The organism is Kineococcus anabasis (assembly GCF_054590795.1).
The window spans coordinates 39546-63827 of the sequence record NZ_BAAIHU010000013.1; the positions used below are offsets into that span (position 1 = coordinate 39546).

A 24282-nucleotide genomic window follows, 5' to 3' on the forward strand; every position below is an offset into this window, starting at 1 on the left:
ATGGGGCCGTGCCCACCGTCCTCACCGCTCCCGTGGAGCTCGAGCGCCCGGACAGCGACGAGCTGACCGACGTCCAGCGCCCGTGGGTGACCCTGGTGTGGAACGACCCGATCAACCTCATGTCGTACGTGACGTACGTGCTCCGGACGCACTTCGGCTACTCCCAGCAGAAGGCGGAGGCGCTCATGCTCGACGTGCACCACAAGGGCAGGGCGGTGGTGTCCTCCGGCTCGCGCGAGGAGATGGAGCGCGACGTGGAGGCCATGCACGGCTACGGGTTGTGGGCCACGCTGCAGAAGGACGAGTGAGGATGGCCCGCTTCCGCCGCAGCCGGGGGGGCCTGGTCTCCATCGACCTGGACCCGGTCGAGGTCGACGTCCTCGGCACCCTCGTGCGGGAGGTCGTCGAGCTGCTCGACGTGCCGCCCCGGAACCCGGCCTCGGCGCTGGACCCGCTGCAGGTGCAGCTGGGCCTGCAGGACCTCGGCGCGGGTCTGGGCGACGACCTCGGTGACGGCTCCGGCGTGCTCGAGGGGCCGGAGGCGCCCCCGGAGGACGACGTGCTGCGCCGCCTGCTGCCGGACGCCTACAGCGGGGAGGACCCGCACGCGTCGGCGGAGTTCCGGCGCTTCACCGAGCGCGGCCTGCGCGAGCGCAAGGCGGAGGCCGGCCGGCGGATGCTGGCGTCGCTGGAGCCGGTGCAGGGGCAGGGCGGGCGGGTGCAGCTGGACGCCGAGGGCGCCCGGGCGTGGCTGGCCGCGCTCAACGACATCCGCCTCGCGCTGGGCACGCGCCTGGGCGTGGAGGACGACGTGGAGGAGGTGCTGGCGGAGCTGGAGGACGACGACCCCCGCCGGTACGCGTTCGCGGTGTACGACTTCGCCACCTACCTGCAGGAGACCCTCATCCGGTCCATGCCCTGAGCCGGGCTGCGCGGCGGGGCCGCGGTGGTCGCCTAGCATCCAGCGGTGGCATCCAGCGCTGTGACGGACGACCCCATCGGCATCTTCGACTCCGGCGTCGGCGGCCTGACGGTCGCCCGGGCGGTCCTGGACCAGCTCCCGCACGAGGAGGTCCTCTACATCGGGGACACGGCGCACAGCCCGTACGGGCCCAAGCCGATCGCGGAGGTCCGCCGCCACGCCCTGGACGTCCTGGACCGCCTCGTCGGCTCGGGCGTGAAGATGCTCGTCATCGCCTGCAACTCGGCCAGCGCGGCGGTGCTGCGGGACGCGCGGGAGCGCTACGACGTGCCGGTGGTGGAGGTGATCCTGCCCGCGATGCGGCGGGCGGTGCGCGCCACCCGCAACGGCCGGGTCGGGGTGATCGGCACGCGGGCCACCATCGCCTCCCGCGCCTACGACGACGCCTTCGCCGCCGCGCTGGACGTGCGCCTGACTTCCGTGGCGTGCCCGCGGTTCGTGGAGTTCGTCGAGCGGGGCATCACCAGCGGTGAGGAGCTGCTCGACGCGGCGCGCGGCTACCTCGCGCCCGTGCAGGAGGCCGGCGTGGACACCCTGGTGCTGGGCTGCACGCACTACCCGCTCCTGTCGGCGGTGCTGCGCAGCGTGATGGGCGACGGCGTGACGCTGGTCTCCAGCGCCGAGGAGACCGCCAACGACGTGTACGGGGAGCTGTCGCGGCGGGGGCTGCTGCGCTCCGACGACGCCCCGCCGCCGCGGCACCGCTTCCTCTCCACGGGGGACGCGGCGCCGTTCCAGGCGCTGGCGCAGCGCTTCCTCGGCCCGCGGGTCTCGCTGGTGGAGGACCGCTCGATGGCCGAGGACACCGCGGCGCTGGCGCGCTGAGCCCGTGCGCCTGACGGTGGTGGGCTGCTCCGGCTCGGTGCCCGGCCCGGGCTCGCCGGCCTCCTGCTACCTGCTGGAGGCGCCCGGGGTGGACGGCCGCACGTGGCGCCTGCTGCTGGACCTGGGCAGCGGCGCCCTGGGCGTGCTGCAGCGCCACGCCGACCCGGCCTCCCTGGACGCGGTGCTGCTGAGCCACCTGCACCCGGACCACTGCCTGGACCTGTGCGCGCTGCACGTGTGGCGGCGCCACGGCCCGCCGGCCGGTGCGCTGCCGCTGCTTCCGGTGTTCGCGCCGGCCGGGGCGGCGGAGCGGCTGGACGCTGCGTACCGGCCGGCGCCGGGGCACGGCGGCCTCGGTGCCTCGTACGTGTTCGGGGACCTGTCCGACGGCCTGCGGCTGAGCGTCGGCCCGTTCGGGGTCACGGCGGCGGCGGTGGAGCACCCCGTGGAGGCCTACGGCTTCCGGGTGGAGGCGGCGGGCCGGGTGCTGGCGTACTCGGGGGACACCGACGCCTGCGACGGCCTGCACCGGCTGGCGGCGGGTGCGGACCTGCTGCTGGCCGAGGCGGGCTCCGGCGAGGACGAGCAGGCGCGGGGCGTGCACCTGACGGGCCGGCGCGCGGGGGAGGCGGCCCGCGCGGCGGGGGCACGACGGCTGCTCCTGACGCACGTGCCGCCCTGGGGTGACGGGGCCGCCGCCCTGGCCGCGGCCCGGGAGGAGTTCACCGGCCCGGTGGAGCTGGTCGTGCCCGGCGGTGGGTACGACGTCTGAGGAGCCGCCCCGCCGGGTGGTGCGCGGGGCCGACGGGCGCGGTGGGAGGCTGGGCGCGTGAGCACCTCCAGCACCCCCGGCGCGCGCGTCGACGGCCGCGCCCCCGACGAGCTGCGCCCCGTGACCATCACCCGCAACTGGCTCGAGCACGCCGAGGGCAGCGTGCTCGTGGAGTTCGGCGGCACCCGCGTGCTGTGCGCGGCGTCCTTCACCGAGGGCGTCCCGCGCTGGCGCAAGGGCTCGGGCCGGGGCTGGGTGACGGCGGAGTACGCGATGCTGCCGCGCTCGACGAACACCCGCGGGGAGCGGGAGTCCGTCAAGGGCCGCATCGGCGGGCGCACCCACGAGATCTCCCGGCTGATCGGCCGGAGCCTGCGGGCGGTGGTGGACACCGCGGCGCTGGGGGAGAACACCGTCGTGCTGGACTGCGACGTGCTGCAGGCCGACGGGGGCACGCGCACCGCCGCGGTCACCGGTGCGTACGTAGCGCTGGCCGACGCGGTGGCGTGGGCGCGGGGCAAGGGGCTGGTGAAGGCGTCGAGGCAGCCGCTGACCGGCTCGGTGAGCGCGGTGAGCGTCGGCATCGTGGGCGCGGTGCCGATCCTGGACCTGCGCTACGTGGAGGACGTCTCGGCGCACACGGACATGAACGTCGTCATGACGGGCGACGGGCGGTTCGTGGAGGTGCAGGGCACCGCGGAGGCCGTGCCCTTCGACCGGGCCGAGCTCGACGCCCTGCTGGACCTGGCGGCGGGCGGCTGCGCGCAGCTGACGCGGATCCAGGAGGCGGCGCTGGCGGAGGCGTCGGCGTGAGCGCCCGCCTGGTCCTGGCGACGCGCAACGCGCACAAGGTGGCGGAGCTGCGGGCGATCCTCGGCTCCTCCCTGCCGGGGGTGGAGGTGCTGGGCGTGGACGCCTTCGACGGCGACCCGCAGCGGGCCGTGGGGGAGGTCGTGGAGTCGGGCGTCACCTTCTCCGAGAACGCGCTGCTGAAGGCGCGCGCGGTCGCCTCCGCCACGGGCCTGCCGGCCGTGGCGGACGACTCCGGGCTGTGCGTCGACGTGATGGGCGGTGCGCCGGGCATCTTCTCGGCCCGCTGGTGCGGGCGGCACGGGGACGACGCGGCCAACCTGCGGCTGCTGCTGGACCAGCTCGCGGACGTGCCGGCGGGGCACCGGGGGGCGCACTTCGCCTGCGCCGCCGCGCTGGTCGTGCCGGGGCGCGCGGAGGTCGTGGAGGTGGGCCGCCTGTCGGGGACGCTGCTGGGCGCGCCGCGGGGGGAGGGCGGCTTCGGGTACGACCCGGTCCTGGTGCCGGACTCCGAGTCCGCTCCGGGCGGGCGGGGCCGGACGTGCGCGGAGCTGTCGCCACAGGAGAAGAACGCGATCAGCCACCGCGGGGCGGCCTTCCGGGCGCTGGCCCCGGTCGTGGCCCGCGCCCTGGCCTGACACCGGCCCGCCCCGGCATGACACCGGCCCGCCCCGGCCGGCGGATCGTCACGGTCCGTCACCCGTCCGGCGCACGGTGCACCCCGCGGACCATCCGGGGGTGCCCGGGTTCCGAACCACCTCCGTGAACACCGAACTGCACGAGCCGCCGGGCGGTCCCGGGGGGAGCACCACGGGCGCCGGGGACGGCGCGCACGGGCCACGAGCCGGCGGGAGGGGCCTGCGACGGGTCCTCGCCGCCCTGGCAGGCCTGGTCAGCGCCGCCCTCACCCTGGGGGTGGGGCAGCTCGTCGCGGCCCTGCTCGCCCCCTCCACCGCGCCGCTGGCGGTGGTGGGTGCGGCGTTCATCGACCGCACCCCGGCGTGGCTGAAGGACTTCGCGATCCGCACGTTCGGGCTGAACGACAAGCTGGCCCTCGCCGTGGGCATGGTGCTCGCCATCGCGGTGCTCGCGGCCGTCGCCGGGCTCCTGGCCCGGCGGCACCTGGCCGCGGGCGCGGCCCTGGTGGGGGCGCTCGGCGTGCTCGGCACGGCGGCGGCGCTCAGCCGGCCCGACGCGACCGCCCTGTCGCCGGTGCCGACCCTGCTCGGCACGGCGGTCGGGATCGGCGCGCTCGTCGTCCTCACCCGCCGCGCGGTGCGACCGGTGCACGAGGCGGGGCCCGGGCGCCGCGCGGTGCTGCTCGGCGGTGTCGCCGCCGCGGCGGCCGGCACCACCGTGTCGGGTCAGGTGCTCGCCGGCACCCGCAGCGCGGAGAACTCCCGCGCGGCCCTGGTGCTGCCGGCGCCGGCCGACGCCGCCCCGCCCGCCCCGGCGAACCCGCGCATCGAGGGCCTCACGCCGTACGTCACGCCCACCGAGGACTTCTACCGCATCGACACGGCGTTCCTGCAGGTCCCCGACGTGCGCGCGGAGGACTGGAGCCTGCGCATCCACGGCATGGTGGACCGGGAGGTGGTGCTGCGGATGGAGGACGTCCTCGCCACCCCGCTGGTGGAGCGCTGGATCACCCTGACCTGCGTGTCGAACGAGGTGGGCGGCAGCCTCGTCGGCAACGCCCGCTGGCTGGGGATCCCGCTCGCGGACGTGATCCGGCGCGCGGTCCCCGAGGCCGGGGCCGACATGCTCCTGGCGCGCAGCGTCGACGGTTTCACCACCTCCACCACCCTGGCCGACGTCCTCGACGGCCGGGACGCGCTGCTGGCGGTCGGCATGAACGGTGAGCCGCTGACCCGCGAGCACGGTTTCCCGGTGCGCATGGTGGTTCCCGGGCTGTACGGGTTCGTCTCCGCCTGCAAGTGGATCACCGAGATCGAGGTCACCCGTTTCGACCGGGCCGAGGCGTACTGGACGCAGCGGGGCTGGTCGCCGCGCGGGCCCATCAAGACCGCCTCCCGCATCGACACCCCCCGCTCGTTCGCGAAGGTCCCCGCCGGCACGATCCCGGTGGCCGGGGTGGCGTGGGCGCAGGACCGGGGGATCGCCTCGGTCGAGGTCCGGGTCGACCGCGGCGAGTGGCAGCGCGCGGAACTGCTGCCCTCCGTCTCGGACGACACCTGGTGCCAGTGGGTGTGGCGCTGGGAGGGCGCCGCGCCGGGCAGCCACACGCTGGAGGTCCGCGCCACCGACTCCACGGGTGCCGTGCAGGTCGAGGAGGTCGCGACCCCCATCCCCGACGGGTCGACGGGGTACGACTCCCTCGTGTGCAGGGTCGTCTGACCCGCTCCACGGCTTCCCGGGTCCACCGGGTCCCCGAGTTCCACCTTCTGACGCCCACCGGACCGGTTCCGGTGGGCGTCGTGTTTTTCCCGCTGTGCCGCAACGGTTCTGCTCCGATCGGGTGTGTCGGGCGTCACACGCAGAAATGCCCGATCCACCCCGTCCGGCCAATCCGCCCGGGGAGGCGTCCCGAATACCGGGTGTAGCTCGGCACCGAGCGACCAGAACTCGAACAACCGAAACTCCCGAGGAGAAACCCCATGAAGCGCTCCGCCACCCTGATGGCCCTCGTCGCCACCGCCACCCTCGGCCTCTCCGCCTGTGGTGGCGGCGGCGACTCGGCCGGCTCCGCGGCCTCGCCCTCGTCGAGCAGCTCTTCCTCCTCCTCGAGCTCCACCACGGAGTCCAGCTCGCCCTCGATGACCCCCACCGAGACCGCCGTGGCCGCGGGCCCGGCCGGCCCCGGCTGCGCCGGCTACGCCGAGGCGAACGCCTCCGGTCCCGGGTCCGTCCAGGGCATGGCGATGGACCCGGTCGCCACCGCGGCGTCCAACAACCCGCTGCTGACCACCCTGGTCGCCGCCGCCTCCGGCAAGCTCAACCCGGACGTGAACCTCGTCCCGACCCTGAACGGTGACCAGTTCACGGTGTTCGCCCCCGTCGACGACGCCTTCAAGAAGATCGACCCGGCGACCATCGAGACGCTGAAGACGGACAAGGCGCTGCTCGAGACGATCCTCACGTACCACGTCGTGCCCGGCCAGATCGGCCTCGACAAGATCGTCGGCACGCACGTCACGGTCCAGGGCAAGGACGTCGACGTCGCCGGCACCCCGGAGATGCTCACCGTCAACGGGAACTCCGCGGTCATCTGCGGCGGCGTCAAGACCGCCAACGCGACCGTCTACCTGATCGACACGGTGCTCATGCCCCCGGCCTGACGCCGGACCGTGGACGCCCCGCCGCGCGCACGCGCCGCGGGGCGTCCACGCGTGCGGGGTGCGGGAGGAGGGACTCGAACCCTCACGCCGTGAGGCACAGGAACCTAAATCCTGCGTGGCTGCCAGTTACACCACTCCCGCGCGGGCACAGCCTAGCCCGCGGGGCGCCGCCCGCGGTGGCCCTCAGCCCAGGCCGAGGTCGCGGCGCAGCTTCGCCACGTGGCCCGTGGCACGCACGTTGTACTGCGCCAGCACGACCCGCTGGTCGGGTCCCACGACCACGGTGGAGCGGATCACGCCCGTCACCGTGCGGCCGTAGTTCGTCTTCTCCCCCCACGCACCCCAGGCGGCCAGCACGCCGTGCTCCGGGTCGGACAGCAGGGGGAACGTCAGCGACTGCTCGGCGGTGAAGCGCGCCAGCTTCTCCACCGGGTCCGGGGAGATCCCCAGCACCTCGTAGCCGGCCGACCGCAGGGACCCGAGGTCGTCGCGGAAGTCGCAGGCCTGCGTCGTGCAGCCCGGTGTCATGGCGGCCGGGTAGAAGTACACGACGACGTGCCGCCCGCGGTAGGCGTCCAGGGACACCGGGGTCCCGGAGGCGTCGGGCAGGGTGAAGCCGGGGGCCGGGTCGCCGGGGGAGAGTCGCTCCATCATGGCGGCACGGTAACCGGGGCGCCGGACGGGGCCGGCCGGGCCCGGGCCGGGCGGGGCCCGGCCGCGAGCGCGTGGCGGGCGGGTGCGCCCCCCGGCCCTCCGGTACGGTCACCCCGACCCCCGGGACGTCCGCCGGGGGCAGTGGACGAGGAGCCGGGAGGCACCGTGGCGGTCAGCGCGAACGGCGACGTGACGATCCTGAAGGCGCCGTTGCCCAGCGACCCCCGCGCCCTGGAGGCGGAGATCGAGGTCCGCAGGGCGCGGCTGGCATCGACGATCGACGAGCTGGCCGGCCGGGTGCAGCCCGCCGCGCTGAAGCAGCGCGCCGTGCAGTCCGTGCAGCACAAGGTCTCGGCCTTCGCGACCGACTCCGACGGTGCGCTGCGCGTCGAGCGCGTGGGCGCCGTCGCCGTCGCGCTGGTGGGCGTCCTCGCCCTCGCGGTGCTGCGCCGGCGCAGCCGCCGCCACCGCTGAGCCGCCGGGCGGCGGACGTCCCGGCCGGGGCGATGTACGGTCGTCGGTCGTGAGCACTCCCGCCTCCCGCCTGCCCGTGCGGATGCTGCACGACCGCGTCCTCGTCAGCCAGGAGGACGCGGGGGAGCGGACCTCCAGCGCGGGCATCCTCATCCCCGCCACCGCCGCCGTCGGCAGGCGCCTCGCCTGGGCGGAGGTCGTCGCCCGGGGCCAGCACGTCCGCTCGGTGGAGGTCGGCGACCGGGTGCTGTTCGACCCCGAGGACCGTGCGGAGGTCGAGCTGCACGGCAAGGGGTACGTCCTGCTGCGCGAGCGGGACCTGCACGCGGTGGCGGCCCCCCGCGTGCAGGACGGCCAGACGGGGCTGTACCTCTGACCTGCCGGCGCCCGTGACGCTCCCGTCCGGCGGGGACGCCGCCCCGGCGCGCCCCCGCCGCAACGCCCGGTACACGTCCCTGCAGGCGGACGGCCCCACGCCGTGGGAGATGGTCCGCGCCGTCCCGGCGATCCGGCGCAGCGCCGTGGACTTCCTCACCGGCCTCGTCCGCCGCCACGGCGACGTGGTGGCCTTCCCCCTGCCCCGCACGCACGTCCTGCTGCTCAACGACCCCGCGGGGGTGCGCCGGGTCCTGGTGGACAACGCGCGCTCCTACGGCCGCGACACGATCCAGTACGGCGCCCTGTCCGCCGTCACCGGCCAGGGCCTGCTCACGAGCGACGGGGAGACCTGGCGGCGGCACCGGCGCGTGGTGCAGCCCGCGTTCCACCACGGCCGCCTCGACGCCGTCGCCCGGCAGGCGGGCGTCGCGGCCCGGCGGGTGCGCGCGCGGTGGGCGCAGGCCGGCCCGCAGGAGCCCGTGGACGTCGCGGAGGGCCTCTTCGCCGCCGCGCTGGAGGTCGTGGGCCACCTGCTGGCCGACACCGACCTGGCGGGCGAGGCGCTGGCCCCGGCCGCGCACCGGCTCGTGGCGGCGGTGGAGGAGGCGCTGGCGGCGGTCGTGGCGGGTGCGAGCAGCCCGGTCCCGGCGTCCTGGCCCACCCCGAGGAGGCGGCGGCTGCGCCGGGCGGTGGCGCGCGTGGACGAGGTGTGCGAGCTGCTGGTGCGGCTGCGCCGGGAGGCGGGCGTGGGCCCGGACGACACCGACGTCCTGGCGCTGCTGCTGCGCGCCGGGCTGCCCCCCGGGCAGGTGCGCGACGAGCTGGTGACGTTCGTGGTGGCCGGCCACGAGACGGTGGCCTCGGCGCTGACGTGGACGCTGCACCTGCTCGCGCGCCACCCGGGGGAGCAGGCGCGGCTGCACGCCGAGCTGGACGCCGTCCTCGGGGGGCCGGGCGGCCGCGAGCCCGGCTGGGACGACCTGCAGGCGCTGCCGTTCACCCGCGCCGTCCTGGAGGAGTCCCTCCGCCTGTACCCGCCGGCGTGGGTGGTGACGCGCCGCGCCCTGGCCGACGACGTGGTGGCGGGGGTGCCGGTCCCCGCGGGCACGCTCGTCATCGTCTGCACGTGGGCGCTGCACCGGCACCCGGCGCTGTGGGAGGACCCCGAGGCGTTCCGCCCGGGGCGGTTCCTGGAGCGGGTGCGCCGGGAGGGCTACGTGCCGTTCGGGGCCGGGCCGCGGCTGTGCATCGGGCGGGACGTGGCGCTGGTGGAGGGTGTGCTGGTGCTCGCGTCCCTGCTGCGGGACCACGCCCTGCGCCCCGCGCCCGGCCCGGAGCCCCGCGTGGAGTCGCTCGTCACCCTGCGCCCCGCGGGGGGGATGCCGCTGCTGGTCTCCGCGCGCCGGCGCGCCTGACGCGGCGACGGCCCCACCGCACGGCCGGGAGGCCGCGCGGCGGGGCCGCGGGGAGACGTGCGGTGGTGCGGGTCAGGCGGTGTACGTCCAGTGCCAGGGCTCGCCGGGCACGTCCTCGTCGTAGCCGAACTCCGCCGCGTGGGCGCGCAGCCACTCCAGCGTCCCGTTCGCGGTGTCCACGTCGATGCTGAGCCCCCAGCCGTGGTTGCTCGTACCCGGCCGGGCGGCGAGGCCCCCGTGGCCGTAGAGACCCTTGCGCACCGCGAGGGCGACCTGCTCGGCGTAGGAGCGGTAGGAGTCGGTGACGCGCAGGGTGATCCCGTCGCGGCCCGCGGCCTCGGACATGCGCTGGAAGGCTTCCGCCGCCGGGGCCCACATGGCGTGCGCGCCCTGGCCGATCGGGTGCAGCGCCTCCGGCGGCAGGCTGCCGTTGCCGAAGCGCACGAGGTCGGCGGGGACGCCGTCGGCGTCCCGCTGCGGCGGCGGCGGGGGCGCCTCCGGCAGGGCGGCGAAGCTCGTCTCCACCGCGACCACGACGGGCGCGGCCACGGGGGCGGCGACGGCCGCGGTCTGCACGGCGCCGAACGCGGCGCCGGCGAGGCCCGCCGCGGCGCCGCCCACGACGGCCGTGGCGCCGCCCGCGACGGCCGTGGCGGTGCCACCGCGGACGGCGGCGTCCGCGGCGCCGGTGAGGGAGACGACCAGGCCGGTCGAGGCGGCCACGACGGCGGTGCCGCGCCCCGCGGCGTACACGGTCCGGCGCAGGCTGGTGGTGGCGGTCGTCAGCGGGGTGAGCGGGCGCGCGGCGGCGCGGTGGCGCGCCGGAGGGCGGGTCGACAAGGTGGTGAACCTCTCCGACGCCTGCGAGGTGAGCTGTCGGGTTCGGACGGGAGTATCGCCCGGCCGGTTCGCACCGGCTTCACCCCGAGGACCACCCGCACCCGACCGGAGTCAGGACCGAGCGGCCCGAGAAAGTGGTTCCCCCACCCCTGCCATGCGTTCTCGCGGGACCTGGGGCGGTGGCAGGGCTCGGCGTCCGCACCAGGACTTCCCACCGCACGGCGGGAAGCGGCGCGACCCTAACCCGAGCGGGGCGGGGATGTCACGTCGGGGTCACGGTTGTCCAGGGAGCGAGATGTCAAGTGACACAACATGTTTCGCTGCGTCAGCGACTCGTTGCTCATTGTGGGGACCTTCGTGGCGCAGGGTGGTGGTGCGGCGACGGTGAACACGTGGCGCACAGTTCTGAAGCCGGTGCGAAACGTGATTCCCGGGTGGGTGGCGGTATCGCGTGAGCCCGTCCGGGTGAACACGCAGGGCCGGATCGCACCGAACGGATGAGGCCGCGAGCCGAATTCCCGACGCATCCGTCGCGCAACGCTCCCTAGCGTTACCGTCGGTCGACCACCAGCCCACCGGAGTGCACCGCGCCCGGGTGCGGCCGACACCTGGAGCCCTCATGACCGCCCCTGATGAGCTGCGGCAGTACCTCGCCGAGGAGTTCCGCCGCCTCGACGACGGCGTGCGCGCCCTGCACGCCCGCCTCGACTCCCTCGAGGACGCCGTACGTCCCGCGGCCCCCCGCGCGGACCCGCCCGCACCGGCCGCCGTGCCGTCGCCCGCACCGACCGCCGTGCTGCACCCGCCGGTACCGGCGCCCCAGGCCCCGCCCCAGGCCCAGCCCTACGCGCCCCCGCCGCGCGGGCGGCGGGAGCCGCGGCCGTCCACGGGCGCCGACCGCGAGAGGCTGCTCTCGCGCCTCTTCGCCGCCGTGGGCACCGTCATCACCCTCGTCGGCGTCACCTACCTCGTCGTCCTCGGTGTGCGGCACGGCGTCTTCGGCCCCGTGCCGCGCACGGTGTCCCTGGCGGTGCTGTCCCTGGGCCTGCTCGCCGCCGGCGCGCGGGTCCGCACCCGCGCCGGGACCGGCGCCGGCGCGGTGTCCCTCGCCGCCGTCGGTCTCACCGGCCTCTACCTCACCCTCGTGGCGACGACCGCCGTCTACGGGTGGCTGCACCCCGTGCCGGGGCTGCTGGCCGCGGTGGCGCTCGCCCTGGCGGGTCTGGAGGTGGCCCGCCGGTGGTCCAGCGAGGCGCTCGGCGTCGTCGCGGTCACCGCGGTCTGCGCCCTCGTGCCGTTCGTCGCGGGCCTGGAGGGCCTGCACCTCGTGGGTGCGCACGTCCTCGTGCTGGCGCTGGGCTGTGCCCGGGTCCTGCGGGCGCGCCCGCGCTGGCGCACCCTGCACGTCGCCGTCCTCGCGCTGCTGTGGCTGCACACCACCTCGGCGGCGCCGCTCGCCGGGCTGGAGCCCCGGGGTGCCGTGCTGGCGGTGACCCTCGCCGCCCCCGTGCTCGTCTGGGCGTGGGCCCTGCTCGGCTCGCGCGACCCCCGGCAGGACCGCTACCTGGCGGTGGCCGCCGCCGTGTACGCCGTGCCGGTCTTCACGCTCGTGCAGATCCAGGGCGGTGACCGGTTCGTCGTCGCGGTCCTCGCGCCGCTGTCCGTCCTGCTCGCCGCCGCCGCGCTGCTGACCGGCCGCGGCCGCAGGCCTGCCGGGGTGGCCGTGCGCACCACGCTGTGGGCGGTCGCCGCCTCGTTCGTCCTGGCGATGACGCTGCACCTGGTGGCCGCCCCGTACGCGGTGGCCTTCCTGCTGGGGCAGGCGCTCGCGCTGGACGCGCTGAGCCACGTCTCCCGCACCAGGACCGCGTTCGTCACCTCCCTGGCCTTCGGCCTCGTGGCCCTCACCCAGCTGCTGGCGCGGGTCCTGCCGACGGACCTCGTCGACCCCTCCGCGCTCGCCGGCACGGCCTCGTGGCCGGACGTCCTCTCCGCCGTGCTGCTCGTGGTGTGGGTCCTCTCCACCGCCGGGGCGCTGGGGCGGCTGTGGCCGGCCGCCCTGCCGGTGCCGTCGGTGTGGTGCCCGGCGCTCGTCCTGCTCTGGTACGGCACCGCCGCCGCCGCGGTCCCCGCCGGTGTCCTGCTCGTCCCGGGGACCGACGGCTTCCTCCTCGGGCACCTCGTCACGACCCTCGGCTTCGCCGCCGTCGGTTTCGCGCTCCTCGGCGCCTTCCTGTCCCGGGCCCGCGTGGCGGCCCTGCGCGACGCGGGCCTGGTGGCGATGGGCGCGGCCGTCCTCAAGGTCCTCGTCGACGCCAGCGTGCTGGAGGGCATCCAGCGGGTGGGGGCCTACCTCGGCGTGGGTCTGGCGCTGCTGGTGCTCGGGGTCCGGTACGGCCGGCGGCTGAGCACCTCCCAGGTCGTCGAGCCGGACAGCGTTCCGGACGGGGGGCCGGGCGGCGATCCGGACGCTGCGGCGGGCCCGGCGCCGGCTGCCGTGCCCGGACGTGCCACCACGGCGGCGGGCGGCGGCACCGCCTGAGCCGGGGCGGACCCCGGGCGGCGGGGACCCCGCCGCCCGGGGACCCGGGGTCCGGGGGCTGCGGGGGCGGGCCGGCGCCGGGTCCTCGATCCGTCCGGCGGGACGCCCCGGAACGCGGGACAGGCCCCCTGAGCATGCTCAGGGGGCCTGTCTTCTCGCGAGTGCGCCGTCAGGGACTCGAACCCCGAACCCGCTGATTAAGAGTCAGCTGCTCTGCCAATTGAGCTAACGGCGCAACGGGTCGAAACCCTAGCAGGCGTGCTCGGCAGGAGCGAAATCGGCTTCAGCCGCGGGTCCACCACTCCTGCTCCGGCAGTCCCTCGGTCTCCAGCAGCTCGCGCGAGTGCGGGCCGTCCGGAGCCACCATGTCCATGATCAGCGACAGCGGGATGTGGTCCTGCAGCATCGACAGCGCCGGCTCGGGGTTGCTCCCGTGGTCCTGGTGCGACATGTGCGTCCTCCGGGTGGTGGTGCCGAGGTGGTTCCTCGGGGGGGTCGAGAACTAGTTCGTCGTGAGGATGCCGGTGCTTGAGGAGCCCGGCTCGGGACAACGCTTTCGGAGCAGGGCCCCGCTCTCCGGCTGGACGGCGCGCCCGGCCCGTGACACCGCCGAGGGCAGGTGCCCGGCGCGGAGGGCCGCGGCGAGACGGCGTCGCTGCCTGCGGCGGAGGGTGGCGCGCTCGAGCGGGGAGATCATGACCACGACGCTAGGGAGCGGCACCGGCCCGGCGCATCGGACGGCGGCGTGACACCGGGTCAGCCCCAGAGCGGACCGCGCCGCGCACCGCGTCCACCCCCGGGACCCGCCGGCCGCCCGCGGGACGGCCGGATCCCGGTGGACGGGGCGCGCCGCGCGCCGGAGACTGCGGAGGGTGGGCCGTGCGGCGGCATGGGGGTGGTCACGGTGTGGGGGTGGTCGATCCGCACCAGCATGCCGCAGGAGCTGCTCCTGGGCCTGTACCTGCGCGACGCCGCCTGCCTGCGGCCCCCCGTGCCGCACGTCCCCGCGGCGGACCCGCCCGTCCCCGCGCACGAGGGCCTGCCCGGCGTGGGACCCGCCGCCGCGCAGTGGTCGCGGTGGTGGGCCGGCGCCCTCGCCGACGGCCCCGGCGCGCTCACCGGCGTCCTGCCGCCCACCTTCCCGGGGCTGCGCGGGATGCCGGAGCTGCGCGGTCTGGCCGAGCTGCTGCTGGAGGACGCCGTGCAGTGGTGCGCGGCCCAGCGGGAGCGGGAGCGCCGGCTGGTTCGACGCGTGCCCACGGCCCTGTTCGAGGTCGGCCTCGTGCACGACCTCGAGGTGAGCACCGGGCGCCGCATGCCACCGGTCGACCTGGTGCTCGTCCACCTGCCGGTGCGGGGGCGGCAGTGCCTGCGCCTGCCCGGTGGGCGCCACCTCGTCCCCCTGGAGCTGCGCGCGGACCGCGACGCGTACCTGGCGTGGCTGCGGGGCCGGCTGGAGGAAGCGGTGCTGGCGGCGCGGCCCGGGCCGCTGGGGGAGACCCCGGGACGCTGACCGGGACCCGCATCCGGGAGGCGTGGTCCAGCCCGCCGGTGCGGGAGCAGCCGGGAACGCGGAGAGCCCGGCCGCTGGGCGACCGGGCTCTCCCGAGGGGTGAGTGACGGGACTTGAACCCGCGACTTCCTGGACCACAACCAGGTGCTCTACCAGCTGAGCTACACCCACCACGCGCGGCGTCGGAGCGACGCGCGACGGAAGAAGCATAGCCGCTGCCGAGGGTGTGCTCGCCACCGGTCACCCGGCCGGGCCCCGCGGGCCGGGACGGGGCGGACCTCAGTCCGCCTCGGCCACCTGCGGGCGCAGCTCCAGCCGGCTCCCCGCGGCGCGCGCCGTCACCGAGTCCGGCCCGGGGTCCTGCACGAAGAGGACCTCCCGGTAGTACTTCAGCTCCTGGATGCTCTCGCGGATGTCGGCCAGCGCCCGGTGCCCGCCGTGCTTCTTCGGCGTGTTGAAGTACACGCGCGGGAACCAGCGGCGCGCCAGCTCCTTCAGGGAGGACACGTCGACGATCCGGTAGTGCAGGTGCCCCACGAGACCCGGCATGTCCCGGGTGAGGAACGCGCGGTCGGTGTGCACGGAACTGCCCGCCAGGGGCGCCTTGCGCGCCTCGGGCACCCAGGTCCGCACGTACTCCAGGACCGCCGCCTCGGCCTCCGCCAGCGTGCGGCCGGCGGGCAGCTCGGCCAGCAGCCCCGAGGAGGTGTGCATGGACACGACCACCGGGTCCATGGCCTCCAGGGCGGCGTCCGGGGGCTTGACGACCACGTCGACACCGGTGCCGAGCACGTTGAGGTCGGCGTCGGTGACGAGGGCCGCGACCTCGACGAGGGCGTCACGCTCCAGGTCCAGGCCCGTCATCTCGCAGTCGATCCAGACGATCCGGTCCTGGACCCGGTCCTGCGGCTTGTCCTGCGCCCCGATCGGGGACCCCTGGGCGGCGTTGCTGCTCACCGCGCCAGCCTAGGCCAGCGACCGCGGCGTGGCCCGCGGCTTCCGGGAGCCGACCTCCCGGCGCGGGGCTAACCTCGCGTCCATGTCGGACCAGGCGCCGCTGATGCCCTCCCCAGGTGCCGCCCCGCCGGCGGCCGGCGTCCGCGGCGGATCGCTGCGGCGGCTGCCGCTGACGGTGTTCACCGTCCTCATCCTGCTCGGCTGCGGGCTGCTGAGCCTGGGTGCGGTGACCACCGAGGTCGGCCCCGACGGGCTCCTGTACGGGGTGCTGCTCGCGGCGATCCCCGTCGGCCCCGTCCTGGCCTGCGTGCTGTGGCTGGACCGGCACGAGGCCGAGCCGCCGCACCTGCTGGCGTTCGCGTTCGGGTGGGGGGCGTGCGTGGCGACCCTCGGGGCGCTCGTGCTCAACACCGCCGGCTCGTTCCTGCTGCTGCGTTCCGGTGCCAGCTTCACCGACCCCTCCGTGGTGCTGGCGCCCGTGGTGGAGGAGACGCTCAAGGGTGCCGCGATCCTGCTGATCGTCCTGGTGCAGCGCAGGCACTTCGACGGTGTCGTGGACGGCATCGTGTACGCGGTCTTCGTCGGCGTCGGTTTCGCGTTCCTGGAGAACGTCCTCTACCTCGGGCGTGCGCTGCAGACCGACGGCCCCGCGTCACTGGCGGTGGTGTTCGTGCTGCGCTGCATCGCCTCCCCGTTCGCGCACCCCCTGTTCACCATGGCCACCGGCGTGGGCCTGGGCATCGCCGCGCGCAGCCGCAACCCCCTGGTGCGGCTGATCGCCCCGCTCGCGGGTTTCGCCGTGGCGGTCCTGCTGCACGCCCTGTGGAACGGCAGCGCCAGCGTGGGGCTGTTCCTGCCCACGTACGTGCTGCTGCAGGTGCCGATCTTCGCCGCGGCGGTGGTCCTGGCCCTGGTCGCCCGCGCCCGGGAGGCCCGGCTCATCGCCCGGCACCTGCGCGTCTACGCCGCCACCGGCTGGCTGAGCGACGCCGAGGTCGACATGCTCGCCTCCTCCCGCCGGCGCCGGGAGGCCCGCGCCTGGGCGGAGCGCACCGGTGGCGCGCCGGCGCGCTCGGCCATGGGGGAGTTCCAGAACCTCGCCAGCGCCCTGGCGTTCCGCCGCGACCGCGCGCTGCGCGGCACCGAGGCGCGGACCGTGGCCGACGAGATGTCCCTGCTGCACCGCATCGCGGCGGCGCGGCAGGTCTTCCTCGCCCCGCTCGCGGTGGGGCGGCAGGCGTGGTGACGGAGAGGACGGGCGGGATGAGCGGACAGGGAGCCGACGGGGCGGACGGTGTGCCCCCGGCGATGCGGGTGAGCGTGCTGCGCCGGGCGCTGGAGCTGGCGGTGGAGGAGCGGCCGGTGCCGCGCCCGGGGCCGGGTGAGGTGCTCGTGCGGATCGGGTCCGTCGGCGTGTGCGGCTCCGACGTCCACTACCACCGGCACGGGCGCATCGGGGAGTTCGTCGTGGAGGCCCCGCTCGTGCTGGGCCACGAGGCGGGCGGGCGCGTCGTCGCGGTCGGCGCGGGCGTCGACGCCGCACGCGTGGGGGAGCGGGTCGCCCTGGAACCGGGGGTGCCGTGCCGGCGCTGCGCGCAGTGCCGCGCGGGCCGCTACAACCTCTGCCCCGACGTGCGGTTCTTCGCCACGCCGCCGGTGGACGGGGCGTTCTGCGAGTACGTCGTCCACGACGCGGACTTCACCTACGCCGTCCCCGACTCCCTGAGCGACGACGCTGCAGGCCTGATCGAGCCGCTGTCGGTGGGCGTGTGGGCCTGCCGCAAGGCCGGCGTCACCGCCGGCAGCAGGCTCTACGTCGCGGGTGCCGGGCCGATCGGGCTGGTCACCGCGCAGGTCGCCCGTGCCCTCGGCGCGGCGGAGGTCGTCGTCTCCGACATCGACGCGGGCCGGCGCGAGGCCGCCCTGCGGTTCGGCGCCACGTCGGTGCTGGACCCGGCCGCGGGTTCCCCGGAGGGTCTGGGGGCCGACGCCTTCGTCGACTGCTCCGGCGCCCAGCCCGCCGTCGCGGCCGGGATCCGCGCCGTGCGCCCCGCCGGCACGGTCGTGCTCGTCGGCATGGGCGCCGACGAGGCCACGCTGCCCGTGTCGTACCTGCAGAACCGCGAGATCACCCTCACGGGGACCTTCCGCTACGCGAACACCTACCCCGCGGCGATCGCCCTGGCGGCCTCGGGTGCCGTGGACCTCGACGGGCTGGTCACGGGCCGCTTCGGGCTGGACGAGGTGGAGGCGGCGCTGACGTCCGGCTCGACGCCGGGCTCGATCAAGTCGGTGGTCCTGCCCGGCGGGGTGCCCGCCTGACACCGGGCGCCCCGCACCCCGGCCGGCACCGGCCGGCACCGGCCGAACCGGCACACCGCCGGGTCAGCCGGCCACCACGACGCCGAACGCCGACCCGAGGACGTCCGCGGCCTGCGCGGGGGACAGCACCGCTCCGCGCAGCAGCACCAGCCGCGCGGCGTCGACGTGCCCGAGGTCGCACCCGCGCAGGTCCGCCCCCTGCAGGCGCGCGCCCTCCAGGTCCGCGTCCCGCAGGCGGCAGTCCTCCAGCACCGCCCCGCGCAGGTCGCACCCGCGCAGGCTCGCGTCGTCGAGGCGGACCCCCCGCAGCGTCGCTCGGGGGAAACCCACCCCGTCCAGCACGGCGGCCGACAGGTTGCTGCCGGCGACGTCGAAGCCCGTTCCGCGGCAACCGGAGAACTCCGCGCCCAGCAGCCGGCAGCCGCTGAACGAGGCCCCCGTGAGCAGCGCCCCGTCGAAGCGGGCCCAGGAGCCGTCCACCGACGTGAAGGAGGCGTCGAGCAGGTCGGCGCGGGTGAACCGCGCCCCCACGGCGCTGCCGCCGCGCCACGTCGTGCCGCCGAGCTGTGAGCCCGTCAGGACGGCCCCGTCGAGCCGGCAGCCGTCGAACACCCACCCGTCCAGGTCCAGCTCCCGCAGGTCCGCCTCCGCCAGGTCGCAGCCGACGACGGCGTGCGGGGAGCCGCGGTCCCCCAGCACCTCCTGCGCGCGCGGGCCGGTGAGGTCGGCCGGGGAGAGCACCGGCAGCCCGCTGTCGTGCGGTGCGGCTCCGCGGCGGCCGGGCTCCGTCGTCACCCGGGCACCGTAGCGGGACGCGGGCGCGGCGGGCAGGGCGGCGGGCGGGGCGGCGGGCGGGGTGCCGGAGGGTGACCGGCGCCGCCGGGAGGGTCTCCCCGGTCGGCCGATGCAGTGGACCGGGCGCCCGGACGATCACTGACGGAGAACCTGTGGGCCGAGGCACCTCGGCCCGGCCGCCCCGCCGATCTGGAGCCCCGATGTCCCCCACGAACACCACGGCCGCCCGCGCCGTGCCGGCCCGGAAGCCGGCCCGGACGCTCGCCCGCGCCCTCGCCGTCCTGACCGGCGCCTCGGTGCTCGCCTCGGCCCCCGGCGCGCTGGCCGCGGCCCCCGCCCCGGGCGACCTCGCCGCGCTGCCCGGGTCCGTGCGCGCGCAGCTCTCCCCGGCCGAGACCAGCGCCTTCGGCGAGCTGACCCGTGGTGGCGGCGTCTCCGTCGACGCGCTGGTGAGCACCCCCCAGGGCGTGCGCGTCGTGCAGGTCACCTCCGCCGACCGCTCCGCCGCCGCCCGTGCGGCGAGTCTCCTCGACGCCCAGCCCGGGGTGGTCACCGCCGACGTCGCCGAGCGCGCGCACGTCACCGCCGAGCCCGACCACACGCCGTCGCAGTGGGGCGACGTGCGCATCGGCTCCCCGGTCGTGAACCCCTCGCTCGTCCCGGCGCTCGGCAGGCTCGTCGTCGCCGTCCTCGACACCGGGACCGCCGTCCACCCCGACCTGCCGCGCGTGCTCGCCGGCGCCAACTTCTCCGCCGACGCCGGCACCGCTCGCGCCGACGGGCACGGGCACGGCACCCACGTGGCAGGGACCATCGCCGCGGCCGTCGGCAACGGCGGCGTCAACGGCATCGCCGACGGCGTGACGATCCTTCCCGTGAAGGTGCTCGGCAACTCCGGCGGCGGCACCTCCACCGCCATCGCCAAGGGCATCGTGTGGGCCGCGGACAACGGTGCGCACGTCATCAACATGAGCCTCGGCATGACGGCCCAGAACTCCACCGTGACCGCCGCGCTGGACTACGCGCGCAGCAAGGGCGTCGTGCTCGTCGCCGCCGCCGGCAACAGCGGCGCCAACGGCAACCCGGTCATGTACCCGGCCGCCGACCGCGGCGTCATCGGTGTCAGCGCCACCGACTCCGCGGACCGGTTCGCGTCCTTCAGCGAGTACGGCCCGCAGATCGACGTCGCGGCCCCCGGTGTGGCCGTGACCTCCACACTGCCCACCGGGTACGGCACGTGGAACGGGACGTCCATGGCCTCCCCGCACGTGGCCGCCGTCGCGGCGCTGGTGAAGGCGGCGAACCCGCAGCTCACCCCCGACCAGGTGGAGCAGGTCCTCAAGGGGTCCGCGCAGGACCTCGGCGCCCCCGGGCGCGACGACCGGTTCGGCGCGGGCCTGGTCCAGGCCGCCGCCGCGGTGGGCGCGGCCCGTGCGCTCGGGGGCCTGCCGGCGCCCGCGAACCGCGCCCCGCAGCCCGGCCCCGACTCCGTGACCCGCCCCGCGGGCCCGGCGGCCGCCGTCACGGGCCTGCTGGGCAACGACACCGACGCCGACGGGCACGGCCTGCGCATCGTGGGCGTCTCCCAGCCCGCCCAGGGCTCCGCGCGGCTCGCCGGCGGCGTCGTCTCCTACACCCCGCCGACGACGGCGTGGACGGGGTCCACGGAGTTCTCCTACACGGTCACGGACGGGTTCGGGGCGACCGCGACGGCGGCGGTGAGGCTCACCGTGGGTGCGGTCGCACCGGCGCCGGTGGTCACCTCCTCCGCCCCCGCGGGCGCGGTCCAGGGCCGTGCGTACTCGCACACGTTCACCGCGTCGGGCACCTCCGCGGTGACGTGGTCGCTGGCCTCCGGCGTCCTGCCCGCCGGCCTGGTGCTCAACGGGGCGACGGGTGTCCTCTCGGGCACGCCGACGACCGCGGGCACCTCGGCCTTCTCGGTGCGCGCCGCCGCCGGCGGTGGTGCCGGGGTGCAGCCGGTGAACCTGACGGTGTCCCCGGCGCCGAGCCCCGCACCGACCACCTCCCCGACGCCGACGCCGACCGCCTCGCCGCGGCCGACGAGCAGCCCGACGCCGACGACCTCCCCGACGTCCGTGGTGAACAAGGCCGACGGGTCGACGAGCTGGACCCGCAACGGCGTGACCGTGAACCTGAGGGGCGCGGTCCGCGACGCCTACCTGCGCGCCGGGGCCGAGAAGGGCCTGCTCGGCTGGCCCACCACCGCCGAGCTGGTGGTGCAGGGCGGCACCACGACCACGTTCGAGCGCGGCTCGATCCTGTGGTCCTCCGCCACCGGTGCGCACGTCCTCAAGGGCGCGATGCGTGACGCGTGGGTCCGCGACGGCGCCGAGAGGAGCCGCCTCGGGTTCCCCCGCACCGGCGAGTACACCGTCACCGGCGGTGTGCGGCAGGACTTCCGGTACGGCTCCATCACCCTGAGGTGACGGCCGCGACCCGGTGACCCGCTGAGCGGGACAGCGCCCCGTGGACCCCGCGTCCACGGGGCGCCCTCGTCGGTCAGGCCCCGTCGCCGGGCGCCCTCGTCGGTCAGGCCCCGTCGCCGGGCGCCCTCGTCGGTCAGGTGCTGCCGTCAGGCCCCGTCGCCGTCCGGCCCCCGGCCGGCCAGGCGTGCGCGAGGACCGCGGCGGCCACCTCCGCCGGCGTCCGGCCCGAGGTGTGCACGACGACGTCCCCCGTCCCCTCCGCCGCCAGGCGCCGCTGCTCCTCCAGCGCACCGGCCAGCGCGCGCCGCAGCACGGCCTGCGGCGCGCCGACGAGCCGGTCCCCGGCCAGGCGCGGCGCCTCGCCCCGCCCGCGCGCGGCGACGCGCCCGCGCAGGGTGGCCTCGTCGGCGTGCAGGCGGAACAGGGTGACGTCCGCTCCCGCCAGGGCCCTGCGGTACGCGTCGACGTCCCGGGCCGAGCGCACGGACCCGGCCAGCAGCAGGTGCGTGGCCCCCGCGGCGGAGTGCTCCCGCCACACGGCGCCCACGCCCGCCGCCCTCAGCCGGTGCGGGTCCCCGCCGGGGACCTGGTGCAGGAAGCCCAGCTGCTCGGCGTCCAGGTAGGCGGCCGTGTGCCCGCGCCGCAGCAGCTCCTGGAACACGGCCCAGCCGGCGACGGACTTGCCCACCGCACCCGGGCCGCACAGCCACAGCACCCTGCCGGGCGGGCCGCCCGGCAGACCCGTGCCCGGTGGTGCGCCCGGTCGTGCGCCCGGGCGCGAGGGGGGCAGGTCGTCGAGGACGCCGGTGCGCTCCAGCACGGCCGCGGCCACCCGCGCGGGCTCCAGCCCGTCCGCGTCCACCACCGGGTGCCCCGGCAGCGCCACCGACAGCCCGGCGGCCTCCCGCCGGACCCGGCGGAACTCCGCCTCGTCCTCCCCGCGCTCCGCCAGTCGCCGCCTCAGCTCGTGGTCCGGCAGCTCCAGGCGGCAGAACACGGGCGTCACCCCGCCCAGCAGGCCGGTGGCGAGCGCGACCGTGGAGGGGGCCAGCACGCCGGAGACGACGAGGAGCCGCGCCCCCTCGCGGGCGAGGACCGGCAGCAGGCGCCCCAGGGCGCGGGCCTTGATCAGCTCGCGGTCGGGGTCCTCCGGGCGCGCGGGGAAGCACATGCCGAGCTGGTCGACGTCGACGTGGGCCGAGGCGAGCCCGGCGGCACCCAGGTGCTGGTGCAGCTCCCAGCAGGTGGTCGACTTGCCGGCGCCGGGAGGCCCGTAGACCCACAGCACGCGCACGCACCGCACTGTAGGAGCCCGCGCACCGGCGCGACACCGGTGCGGGTGCGGCGAGCGGGTCAGTGCACGGGCGCCGGGACCCCGGGGACGTCCCGCGCGGCGGCGCGCACCGCCGCGGGCAGCGCGGCGGCCGGTACCGGGCGGGAGAACAGCCAGCCCTGGGCGGCCGGGCAGCCCGCCGCGCGCAGCGCCGCGGCCTGCTCCTCCTCCTCCACGCCCTCGGCGATGACGGACATCCCGAGCGCCCCCGCGAGCGACAGCGCAGCCTGCACCAGCGCCCGGTCGCGGCGGTGGCGCAGCATCCCGCCGACGAAGGAGCGGTCCACCTTGACCACGTCGAACGGCAGCTCGCGCAGCTGCGACAGCGAGGAGTAGCCCGTCCCGAAGTCGTCCAGCAGGAGCGTCACCCCCAGGTCGTTGAGGCGCGCCAGGACCTCGGGGGCGGTGCCGCCGTGCATGACGGCGCTCTCGGTGACCTCCAGGCCCAGGTGCGCCGGGCACAGGCCGTACCGCTCCAGCAGCGTGGCCACCCGCCCCGGCAGGTCCGCGGTGAGCTGGTGGGCGCTGACGTTGACCGCGACGTGGAACCCCGGCGCCACGGCGCCCTGCGCGTGCCATCCCGCGAGGTCGGCGAGCGCGCGGTCGAGGACCCAGTCCCCGAGGGCGCCGATGAGCCCGGCCTGCTCGGCGACGGGGATGAACTCGTCGGGGCCGACGTGACCCAGCTCGGCGCTGTGCCAGCGCACCAGGGCCTCGGCGCCGACGACCTGCCCGGCCCGCTCCCCGACGAGCGCCACGACGGGCTGGTAGTGCACCGCGAGCTCCCCGAGGTGGGCGGCGCGCTGCAGGCCCTGCTCGAGCAGCAGCAGCCGGTTGGCGCGCTCGGCGAGGTCGTCGTGGAAGACGAGGAAGCCGCCCGGGGCGGTGCGCTTGGACTCGTACATGGCGGCGTCGGCGTCCCGCAGCAGGGTGCGGGGGGTGTCCTCGGGCCCGGCGACGGCCACGCCGATGCTGCCGGAGACGTGCAGGGCGCGCCCGTCGACGTCGACGGGCTCGGTCCAGACCCTCCGCAGCCGCTCGGCGACCCGCGCTGCGTCGAGCGTGCCGTCGGGGTCCTCGACCATCACGGCGAACTCGTCACCGCCGAGGCGGGCCACGACGTCGGAGGGTCCCGCGGTGGACAGCAGGCGGGGCACGACCTGCAGGAGCAGGGCGTCGCCGGTCTCGTGGCCGAAGGTGTCGTTGACGTGCTTGAAGCGGTCGAGGTCCAGGAGCAGGACGAGGACGGAGCCGCCCCGGGCGGAGCGCCGCGCCAGGGCCGCGCGGGTGGCCGCGTGGAAGACGCGGCGGTTGGGCAGGCCGGTGAGCGGGTCCTGGGTCGCGCTGCGGCGCAGGCCGGCGGTCATCCGGGACACCAGCAGGGTGCTCACCACGACGGTGGCGACGCGGATGGCGACCTCGACGACCGTCTGACCCGTCGTCGGCCACGGCAGCCACCAGGCGGAGAGGAGGATGACGGCGGCGGAGGCCGCGAGGTGCAGCCAGCGCGCGCGGGGGGAGAAGATCCCGGCGTACGGCGCGGTCCACAGCACGAAGAGCAGCACCGGGCTGCCGGGGACCCCGGAGATCAGGTGCCCGGCGGCGATGACCACCTGCGCGGAGACGATGCAGGAGTGGGAGATGGCCGTGAGGGTCTTGGCGGAGAGCCGTGCGAGGCACAGCACGCCCATGACGAGACCGGCGACGACGGCGACGGTGCCGCAGACCAGGAAGGCGGCGGTCCCACCGGCCGGCTCCGGCCCGAGCAGCCCGTAGGCCAGGGCGAGCGCGCCACCGACGACGTACTGCAGGCCGAGGACGCCCGCGAGCTGGCGGCGCGGGAAGACGTCGTCGGCGACCTCGTCCGCGACGACGGACGACAGGGACCGCCACATGCGCGCCAGGTCCACCCGCCGCCCCC

Annotated in this window: 23 protein-coding genes, 3 tRNA genes and 1 riboswitch; of the genes, 16 read left to right on the top strand and 10 right to left on the bottom strand. The window is 76.5% G+C overall.

The features are described from left to right. Window positions 1–8: 8 nt before the first annotated feature. From clpS to ACYQBY_RS20035, 8 genes are all read left to right on the top strand, one after another. Window positions 9–308 (top strand): ATP-dependent Clp protease adapter ClpS, encoded by a 300-nt coding sequence (gene clpS, locus ACYQBY_RS20000; RefSeq protein WP_459645655.1) that lies wholly within the window; start codon window positions 9–11, stop codon window positions 306–308. Between the two features lie 2 nt (window positions 309–310). After that, a complete protein-coding gene (locus ACYQBY_RS20005; RefSeq protein WP_459645656.1) occupies window positions 311–922 on the top strand; it encodes a DUF2017 domain-containing protein in 612 nt (203 codons plus the stop codon). 60 nt (window positions 923–982) lie between these two features. After that, window positions 983–1807: a glutamate racemase gene (murI, locus tag ACYQBY_RS20010; protein WP_459645686.1), complete on the top strand. Its 825-nt coding sequence runs from the start codon at window positions 983–985 to the stop codon at window positions 1805–1807. A gap of 4 nt (window positions 1808–1811) precedes the next feature. Further along, complete coding sequence (locus tag ACYQBY_RS20015; protein ID WP_459645657.1) at window positions 1812–2579, top strand: MBL fold metallo-hydrolase; 768 nt, start codon at window positions 1812–1814, stop codon at window positions 2577–2579. Between the two features lie 57 nt (window positions 2580–2636). Then, entirely contained in the window at window positions 2637–3392 is a 756-nt protein-coding gene (gene rph / locus ACYQBY_RS20020) for a ribonuclease PH (RefSeq protein WP_459645658.1), read from the top strand. Next, window positions 3389–4027: a non-canonical purine NTP pyrophosphatase gene (locus ACYQBY_RS20025; RefSeq protein WP_459645659.1), complete on the top strand. Its 639-nt coding sequence runs from the start codon at window positions 3389–3391 to the stop codon at window positions 4025–4027. Before rph ends, ACYQBY_RS20025 begins: the two co-directional genes overlap by 4 nt. Before the next feature lie 124 nt (window positions 4028–4151). Further along, window positions 4152–5747 (top strand): molybdopterin-dependent oxidoreductase, encoded by a 1596-nt coding sequence (locus ACYQBY_RS20030; protein WP_459645687.1) that lies wholly within the window; start codon window positions 4152–4154, stop codon window positions 5745–5747. A 260-nt stretch (window positions 5748–6007) separates the two neighbouring features. Beyond that, entirely contained in the window at window positions 6008–6688 is a 681-nt protein-coding gene (locus ACYQBY_RS20035) for a fasciclin domain-containing protein (protein WP_459645660.1), read from the top strand. A 59-nt stretch (window positions 6689–6747) separates the two neighbouring features. On the opposite strand, the gene ACYQBY_RS20040 is transcribed toward ACYQBY_RS20035, so the two are convergent. Both ACYQBY_RS20040 and bcp read right to left on the bottom strand, forming a co-directional pair. After that, window positions 6748–6829 (bottom strand) — tRNA-Leu (locus ACYQBY_RS20040). A 42-nt stretch (window positions 6830–6871) separates the two neighbouring features. Next, window positions 6872–7342: a thioredoxin-dependent thiol peroxidase gene (bcp, locus tag ACYQBY_RS20045; RefSeq protein ID WP_459645661.1), complete on the bottom strand. Its 471-nt coding sequence runs from the start codon at window positions 7340–7342 to the stop codon at window positions 6872–6874. A 165-nt stretch (window positions 7343–7507) separates the two neighbouring features. Between bcp and ACYQBY_RS20050 the strand changes: the two genes are divergently transcribed. From ACYQBY_RS20050 to ACYQBY_RS20060, 3 genes are all read left to right on the top strand, one after another. Continuing rightward, a complete protein-coding gene (locus tag ACYQBY_RS20050; protein ID WP_459645662.1) occupies window positions 7508–7816 on the top strand; it encodes a DUF3618 domain-containing protein in 309 nt (102 codons plus the stop codon). An 82-nt stretch (window positions 7817–7898) separates the two neighbouring features. Then, the gene (locus tag ACYQBY_RS20055) at window positions 7899–8192 is read left to right on the top strand and encodes a GroES family chaperonin (RefSeq protein WP_459645688.1); all 294 of its coding nucleotides are present in this window, start codon (window positions 7899–7901) and stop codon (window positions 8190–8192) included. Between the two features lie 13 nt (window positions 8193–8205). Beyond that, a complete protein-coding gene (locus ACYQBY_RS20060; protein WP_459645663.1) occupies window positions 8206–9609 on the top strand; it encodes a cytochrome P450 in 1404 nt (467 codons plus the stop codon). A 72-nt stretch (window positions 9610–9681) separates the two neighbouring features. Here the strand turns inward: ACYQBY_RS20060 and ACYQBY_RS20065 are convergent, their stop codons facing one another. Beyond that, window positions 9682–10449 carry a M15 family metallopeptidase gene (locus tag ACYQBY_RS20065; protein ID WP_459645664.1) on the bottom strand — a complete coding sequence of 256 codons (768 nt, stop codon included), beginning with the start codon at window positions 10447–10449 and terminating at the stop codon, window positions 9682–9684. A 5-nt stretch (window positions 10450–10454) separates the two neighbouring features. Beyond that, window positions 10455–10583: riboswitch (cyclic di-AMP (ydaO/yuaA leader) on the bottom strand. Window positions 10584–11068: 485 nt separating this feature from the next. Here ACYQBY_RS20065 and ACYQBY_RS20070 point away from each other — a divergent pair. Then, the gene (locus tag ACYQBY_RS20070) at window positions 11069–12991 is read left to right on the top strand and encodes a hypothetical protein (protein WP_459645665.1); all 1923 of its coding nucleotides are present in this window, start codon (window positions 11069–11071) and stop codon (window positions 12989–12991) included. A 162-nt stretch (window positions 12992–13153) separates the two neighbouring features. Here the strand turns inward: ACYQBY_RS20070 and ACYQBY_RS20075 are convergent. Both ACYQBY_RS20075 and ACYQBY_RS20080 read right to left on the bottom strand, forming a co-directional pair. Further along, window positions 13154–13226, bottom strand: a tRNA-Lys gene (locus tag ACYQBY_RS20075). Between the two features lie 48 nt (window positions 13227–13274). Then, on the bottom strand, window positions 13275–13442 hold the full coding sequence (locus ACYQBY_RS20080) for a hypothetical protein (RefSeq protein ID WP_459645666.1): 168 nt from the start codon (window positions 13440–13442) through the stop codon (window positions 13275–13277). Window positions 13443–13880: 438 nt separating this feature from the next. Between ACYQBY_RS20080 and ACYQBY_RS20085 the strand changes: the two genes are divergently transcribed. Then, window positions 13881–14504, top strand: coding sequence for a hypothetical protein (locus ACYQBY_RS20085; protein WP_459645667.1), 624 nt, complete (start codon window positions 13881–13883; stop codon window positions 14502–14504). Window positions 14505–14602: 98 nt separating this feature from the next. On the opposite strand, the gene ACYQBY_RS20090 is transcribed toward ACYQBY_RS20085, so the two are convergent. Both ACYQBY_RS20090 and orn read right to left on the bottom strand, forming a co-directional pair. After that, window positions 14603–14675 (bottom strand) — tRNA-His (locus ACYQBY_RS20090). 108 nt (window positions 14676–14783) lie between these two features. After that, complete coding sequence (orn, locus tag ACYQBY_RS20095) at window positions 14784–15431, bottom strand: oligoribonuclease (protein WP_459645689.1); 648 nt, start codon at window positions 15429–15431, stop codon at window positions 14784–14786. Window positions 15432–15543: 112 nt separating this feature from the next. Here orn and ACYQBY_RS20100 point away from each other — a divergent pair, with 112 nt between their 5' ends. Continuing rightward, the gene (locus ACYQBY_RS20100) at window positions 15544–16707 is read left to right on the top strand and encodes a PrsW family intramembrane metalloprotease (RefSeq protein WP_459645668.1); all 1164 of its coding nucleotides are present in this window, start codon (window positions 15544–15546) and stop codon (window positions 16705–16707) included. Between the two features lie 17 nt (window positions 16708–16724). Beyond that, complete coding sequence (locus tag ACYQBY_RS20105; protein ID WP_459645669.1) at window positions 16725–17783, top strand: NAD(P)-dependent alcohol dehydrogenase; 1059 nt, start codon at window positions 16725–16727, stop codon at window positions 17781–17783. Window positions 17784–17846: 63 nt separating this feature from the next. On the opposite strand, the gene ACYQBY_RS20110 is transcribed toward ACYQBY_RS20105, so the two are convergent. Next, entirely contained in the window at window positions 17847–18578 is a 732-nt protein-coding gene (locus ACYQBY_RS20110; protein ID WP_459645670.1) for a pentapeptide repeat-containing protein, read from the bottom strand. 200 nt (window positions 18579–18778) lie between these two features. Here ACYQBY_RS20110 and ACYQBY_RS20115 point away from each other — a divergent pair, with 200 nt between their 5' ends. Continuing rightward, a complete protein-coding gene (locus ACYQBY_RS20115) occupies window positions 18779–21028 on the top strand; it encodes a S8 family serine peptidase (protein WP_459645671.1) in 2250 nt (749 codons plus the stop codon). Between the two features lie 133 nt (window positions 21029–21161). Here the strand turns inward: ACYQBY_RS20115 and ACYQBY_RS20120 are convergent, their stop codons facing one another. Both ACYQBY_RS20120 and ACYQBY_RS20125 read right to left on the bottom strand, forming a co-directional pair. Next, entirely contained in the window at window positions 21162–22322 is a 1161-nt protein-coding gene (locus ACYQBY_RS20120; protein ID WP_459645672.1) for an AAA family ATPase, read from the bottom strand. Between the two features lie 59 nt (window positions 22323–22381). Continuing rightward, complete coding sequence (locus ACYQBY_RS20125; protein ID WP_459645673.1) at window positions 22382–24271, bottom strand: putative bifunctional diguanylate cyclase/phosphodiesterase; 1890 nt, start codon at window positions 24269–24271, stop codon at window positions 22382–22384. Between the last annotated feature and the right edge of the window lie 11 nt (window positions 24272–24282).